A 6055-nucleotide genomic window follows, 5' to 3' on the forward strand; every position below is an offset into this window, starting at 1 on the left:
AAGGAGGAAAGATCATGGTGTCGTACATCCTGCGCTTGACGATGCCGACGGTGAGCTGGAGCTTCTCGGCCGCCCAGCCGACGAGCCGGCCCGCATAGCCGCCGTCCGCCCACACGAGCCGGATGGTGAAGTACAGCCGGCGCAGCCGTTCCAGCACAGGCACTGCGGCGTCGCAGTCCTGCACGTTCGCCGCGGTCACCAGCACGACCAGGACCAGGCCGAGGCAGTCGACCACCAGGTGCCGCTTGCGGCCACCCACCTTCTTGCCGCCGTCCCAGCCGGAGGTCGAGCGGGGGATGTTCGCCGCCGCCCGCAGTGACGGCGAGCCCACGATCGCCGCACTCGGGTCCACCATGCGGCCCTCCTTCTCCCGGACACGGTCACGCAGCCGGTCGTGCAGTTCGGTGAGCAGGCCCTGGACCTGCCAGCGGTGAGCGAAGGCATGCACCCGCCCATACGGCGGGAAATCCGCAGGCAAGTTCGCCCACTTGACGCCGTTGTCGACGACATAGCGACCCGCATCCAGCATCACGCGGTGGCAATAGCCCTCCGGTCGGCCGCCCCTGAAGCCAGGCGGGCACCGGCAGCAACGGTCGGACGACCTGCCACTCCGCCTCCGTCAGGTCGGAGCCGTAACACGGGAGGCGGTTCGGCCCGTTCGCCGCGTTGCCGAACCTGTGCGCAAGGCAGTCACACGACGGAGACGGCGAGTTGGACGCCGTGGACGCGAGCGCGAAAGACTGCGGCAACAGGACCTCCCGGGACCGCTCGTTGGCTTCGACAACCCCGAGCTACCGCGAGGCCCTGCCTTCATGCACCGCCCCCACCGCGATCACCCGATCAGGACCCCCGTTCGACCAGCCAACCCCGTTGATCGGTGAGCGGGTGGCCTCTCAGTCCTGGTATCGGGCTTCGGGGGCCGACTGGCACATTGGCACCTCGGCTGAGTGCGTCGATGACTCACATCTCGTCCTGGGTGACTCGAAATTTCAACCCTGCCGTCGGCAAGGTTGAACCGCTGTTTGAGGCCTTGCCTATCGGACATGCTCAGAGCCTCATCCTGGCCGTTGGCCCAACCGAGCCGACCTCGGCCGCCGAGGAATTGCTGCGTTTCCTCGCCAACCGCGCCATCGACCAAGACGTCCACCGTCTTGAGACCGGCGCTCTCTGGGCAGCGTCTCGTTCGACTTACGGCCAGGCCGGGCTGCAGCCAGTGGCCAAAAGCACGACCTCAGCCGCCTGGAACACTTCACCGTCACCGGTGTTTGGACCCCGGTCAACGCAGGACCGGGGCCCGCTGCCCACGCACTCGGACGCTAGCGCGGCAGGCTGAGCACCAAGATCCTCTGGCCGCGGACGGCCACGCAGGGCTCCTGGCCTTCAGCCTCACCTCATGCACCCCTGGCCTTCAGTGGACACTCCCTCGACAGGCGACCATTCACAGCCGCTCGCGTCGTGCCACTTCAGCCGAGGGCGATAACCCGACTTCCGCCAAAGCCGGGCCACAGGGTGCTACATCAGTAGCATGGTGGGGGTGGCGCGCATCGGGACGGCGTCTCAGCCACACTTGTCGGGTGCCTGGAGGAACGAGACGTGCGCAAAAGCCGAGAGAGTACGTGGTCAGCGGAAACTGGCCGCATGCCATGATGCAGCCCCACCGCGGCGCCCTCGTCGCCCAGGCCATCGCGCGCAGGCTCGCCGAGGCCATGACGGAGCAGCAGATGAGCGCGAATGCACTGGCGCGCAAGAGCGGAGTCAATCGTCAGGTGATCGCAAACGTGCTCAACGGCACGGTGTGGCCGGACATGCTCACCGTGGTGGACCTGGAGGGCGCGCTGGGCGTCATGCTGTGGCCGGACCATCTGGAGTGGAAGATCCCAGCTCCCGGCGAGTCCCCCGAGGGCGGCGTCAACGATCTCCAGGAAGCCCCTGAGTAGACGGCGGAGCCGGACCAGTGGTTTGGAGCAGACGTCCCTCCAGAGCCGAAAAGAGCCCGGGCGTCCAGCCGGCCCACAGGACCTGTCTGGGCGGCCTCGCTTCGCGCGATACGCACTGGCGTGCGGCCGCTAATTGCTTAATTCGGGGTTGCTTCGACACGTATAACTTACTGCTGTGCCCAGGGCATTCTGTGCCGTGCGCGCGTTAGATACCGCAGCCCCAGCGGTGTCGGTGCCCCGCCAGGTCCATGCGCCGGGTGCGCTGCGGCGGGTCCAACGGGAAGGTCGGCAAGAGCTGATGACGAGACCAGCGGCCGCTCGGCTCGGACTGGGTGACCGTGTCCGGTTCAGCGACCACGCGTGGTCGGTCATCGGCCTGGACGGCGAGGGTGCCGAGCTTGTCAACGCGCTGGGCCAGAGCGTGGTGTACCCAGTGCACCAGTTGGCGGGCAAGGACGGGTTCGAGGTGCTCGAACAGGGCCCGCGCTCCCGGCTGGCCCCCGTGCCGCCGCGCGGTGTATCGCCCGCTTCCCATGCCCGGGCGTTGTGGTGGGAGCGGCACGTCGTGGAGGTGATCAGCGGGCGGCCTCCGGACAAGGATCCTGCCTTGCCCCCGAGGCCCCAGTACGATCCGGGCAGGCGCACGTTGGCAGAGCGGGAGGCCGCCAAGGCCGAGGAACTCGCGGCGGCCGGGGTCGAGGGGGCATCGGCACGGACGGTGCGCCGCAAGCGCCAGCAGTATCAGTCGCACGGGGTGAGCGGCCTGTACGACCGCCGCGCCACCAGGATCCCGACTCCGGGCAGGCATGTCGACCCGCGTGTGCTGGATTGCCTCATCGCGGTGCTCTCCGCCGAGGAAGGTGGGCGGGCCCGGCCGATGGAGCACTACCGCCAGCAGACGCTGCGGGCGGTTGTCGACTGGCACGGGGGCGACGAATCGTGGCTGCCATCCCGTTCGACGTTCTACCGGCTGCTGCACCGGCTTTCCGCCGAACGCGCAGGTCAGGGTCGGGACCAGCTCGCCGCACAGGACGGGAAGCCTGTGGTCATCGCGGGAGGCACGTGGCTGTCGCGCCCGGGGGAACGTGTCTACGTCGATGCTGTGTCCCTGCAGACTCCTGACGGCGAGAACCGTATGCGGTTGACGCTGGCGCTCGACGAACTGACCTGGTCAGTCTGCGCGTTGACGGTCGATGACGGCGGGAGCCCGGCGGACGCCGGCGCCTTCCTGGCTCGCTGGTGGACCGCCGCCACGCTGCGCTCCACATCCGCCGGGCAAAGCGGCGGCTCTGCGGGCCCACCTGGCGGCCCGCGGCCAACGGCGCCGCTGATCATGCCGGAACGAATCGCCCTCGCGCCCGGCGTCTTTCCCCCGCACAGCCGTTTCGCAGCACTGTGCCGACAGTACGGGGTGAGCCTGCTGCCCACCTCGCCCACGCTGGTGACCTCCGGCGAGGGCAAGATCCACCAGTTGATCACCCAGTTCACCGCCTACCTCGCCACCCGGCCCGACGCGCGGACGGCCAGCAAGTGGAGTGCACGGACGGTGCAGTTGTGGGCCCAGGAGTGGGTGGAGCGGCACTGGCAGCACCGCGAGACGGAGACGTTGAGGCCGGTGGCGGAGCCAGACTTCGCACCCACGCCGAGCGGGGCCTTCGCAGCGTGCGTCGCCCGCCAGGGATGGGTGCACCTGCCCCTGCCTCCTGCGGCATACCCGGCGCTGCTGCCGGAGGTCAGGCATCGGCTGTCGCCGACCGGGCTGAGAGCGCAGGGCAGACGGTATGGGGGACCGGCTCTGGAGGAACTGCGGGGGTCCGTCCGCAAAGTGCACATCGACGCCTACGACCCGGACCGCGCGTGGGTCCACGATCCGAGCGGGCAGTGGATCGACGTTCCTGCGCTCAACACCGAACGCGGCACCCTGCCCCCGGGGGGAGTCGTACGTGGGGACGCGACAGCACCTGCAGCCGTGCCTTCAACTGCCCAAGAGGGGCCCCGGTTGAGGGTATCCGGCGCACCCGGCGAGCAGCCCAAGTCGATCCATCAGGCAACCCTCCTGCGGACTGCCGAGATCCTCGTGCGGCAGGCCCGCATCGCTCATCACGCGACTCTTTCGGTGCCTGAAGACCCGCTGGCTCGTGAGGTGTACACGGCAGGCGAGCGGCTCCTGGAACTGAACCGGTTCGCGACGACGGACCGGCACATGCTGGTGGTGACGGGCCCTTCGGGCTGCGGCAAGACACACGCCGTCAGGGAACTCGCCCAGCACTGTGCCGCTGCCGAGCGCGCTCAGCGCCCAGATGATTCCGGTCCGGTCACGGTGCACGTGTGCGTCCCGCCCGCAGCGACCGGCAGGGAGGTGCTGGTACGGCTGGCCGATCGCCTGGGTGTCGCTCCGCCCGCCCGCACAGCCGCACTGTCGGACGCCGTCGAGCAGGCGCTGGTCGCGGCGGGCACGGCGCTCGTGGTGATCGACGATGCCCACGGCCTGCGCCCGGCGTCGTCCTCCCGACAGCCCAGCGCCTGGGAGTTGCTGCGGTTTCTGAGCGACCAGGTGCCATGCCTGTTCGTCTACACGGCCAACTCTCCGGACCTGGACGGGCTGTGGGGAGCCGGCGAGCACGGTCACCTGCTGCGCCGCGCCACTCACGTCGAAGGCGGACCGATCACAGACATGACCGTGTGGCGGCGCCTGGTACGGCAGACAGAGAAGGCTCTGGACCTGAAGGCGCATCAGCCCGGGGCCCTGTCCGCGGCCAGCGCCTATCTGTATGAGCGCAGCCGGGGGCTGGTCGGCGGCCTCGCCCACTTGGTCCGCTCTGCTGCCATCCAGGCCATTCTCGACGGCAGCGAGAGCATCACCCGGGAGTCGTTCGACCACGTTTCATAACCGCTCCGGCCGATTCGCAGTCTGCCGGAAGCGGACCCGCCGCAGACCAGATTCCGCGGGACAAGCACACGCCCGAAACACTGTCAGAACCTAGTGCAGTGAGCCGGGTCAGAACCCGCTCCAGGCTTCCGGCCAGATATTTCGCACTGACGCTCTGGATACAGAGCACTGTCCGAATGTACGGCCGGGACTTCCTGTAGTCAGACACTGTTCTGACCAGTCATCAGGCCTCATTCCGGCCCCGGCGGAAATTCACTCCTGAGGGGCACCCATCCGGCCTTATCCGGCCCTACGCTATAGGCCATGAGGCCGCGCACTGACCACACTGTGGAGGGGGACACTCCCACGGCTTTCGACGGCTTCGAGTCTCTTCTGGCTGGCGTCGTTCAAACCGTCGGTCAGGCCGTCGCCGAGCGCGACGAGACCCTCCACCGTCTGAAGGAGTCGGTGGCCAGCACACAGGATGAGCGGGATCTGCTCCACGAGGCGCGAGAGAGTGCCGAGCGCCTGCTGGAAATCCTTGCCACCGTGAAGGCCCGGGCAGCCTCCTCCCCCGCCCCCACCGCCGCCGGCCACTCCCAGGAAGCCGTCCCTCCCCGGCCGGACGAGACGCCGGCAGCAGACATCCCCCCGCAACGGCACACCGAGGACCCGGCGGACGGCTCCACGCAGAACACCGCGGACCACGCAGGCGACACCGTCAAGATCCAGGGCGAGGAGTCACAGAGGCTGCTGGAGACGATGGCCAGCAAGCCGGGCCACGCGTGGAGTGCCCGAGAGGTGGCGGCCGCACTCGGAAACACCGACCGTCGCGAGGTGCGCCGGGTTCGGTCCGGGCTCACCTACCTGGCTCACAGGGGGGTGCTGGTAAAGCTGGGGAAGAAGGATCCTCGCGCCGTGCCGGAGTCCACCGGACCCGGCCCTGTGCCGGTGCGGTATCGCATCGTCAGTCGCTGGGAGCGTGCGTGACCCGAATATCCAGCCAGCACCGGTGGGTGCAATCGCCCGTGTTCCCGTCACCCCATAAAAACCGCCGCCCGGCACAAACTCATTGGCCTAGTGTCTCGTGACCCTGTTCATGGAACCTGAGGCTTCTGTGATCGTTGAGTCTGGTGTGGATCTCACCTCTGAACAGATGGCAGAATTGCGGGAGTTGGCCGGGTCACGGGATGTTCCGGCCGATGTGGCGCTTCGCGCGCGGATCGTGTTGTGGTCCGGCGAAGGACGC

Annotated in this window: 4 protein-coding genes; 3 read left to right on the forward strand and 1 reads right to left on the reverse strand. The window is 68.4% G+C overall.

The annotated features are described in order from the left end of the window. Nucleotides 1-529, reverse strand: a 529-nt coding sequence (locus AC27LF_RS45090; protein WP_479662396.1) for a transposase, incomplete at its 3' end; no start/stop codon positions are given. Between the two features lie 1114 nt (nt 530-1643). On the opposite strand from AC27LF_RS45090, the gene AC27LF_RS45095 reads away from it, so the two are divergent. The 3 genes from AC27LF_RS45095 (at nt 1644) to AC27LF_RS45105 (ending at nt 5796) form a co-directional block, all read left to right on the forward strand. Further along, the gene (locus tag AC27LF_RS45095; protein ID WP_479662395.1) at nt 1644-1937 is read left to right on the forward strand and encodes a helix-turn-helix domain-containing protein; all 294 of its coding nucleotides are present in this window, start codon (nt 1644-1646) and stop codon (nt 1935-1937) included. A 298-nt stretch (nt 1938-2235) separates the two neighbouring features. After that, complete coding sequence (locus AC27LF_RS45100) at nt 2236-4827, forward strand: AAA family ATPase (RefSeq protein ID WP_479662394.1); 2592 nt, start codon at nt 2236-2238, stop codon at nt 4825-4827. Nucleotides 4828-5130: 303 nt separating this feature from the next. Beyond that, a complete protein-coding gene (locus tag AC27LF_RS45105; protein WP_479662393.1) occupies nt 5131-5796 on the forward strand; it encodes a hypothetical protein in 666 nt (221 codons plus the stop codon). Nucleotides 5797-6055: the final 259 nt, after the last annotated feature.

The sequence above is a fragment of the Streptomyces diversicolor genome, assembly GCF_057537855.1.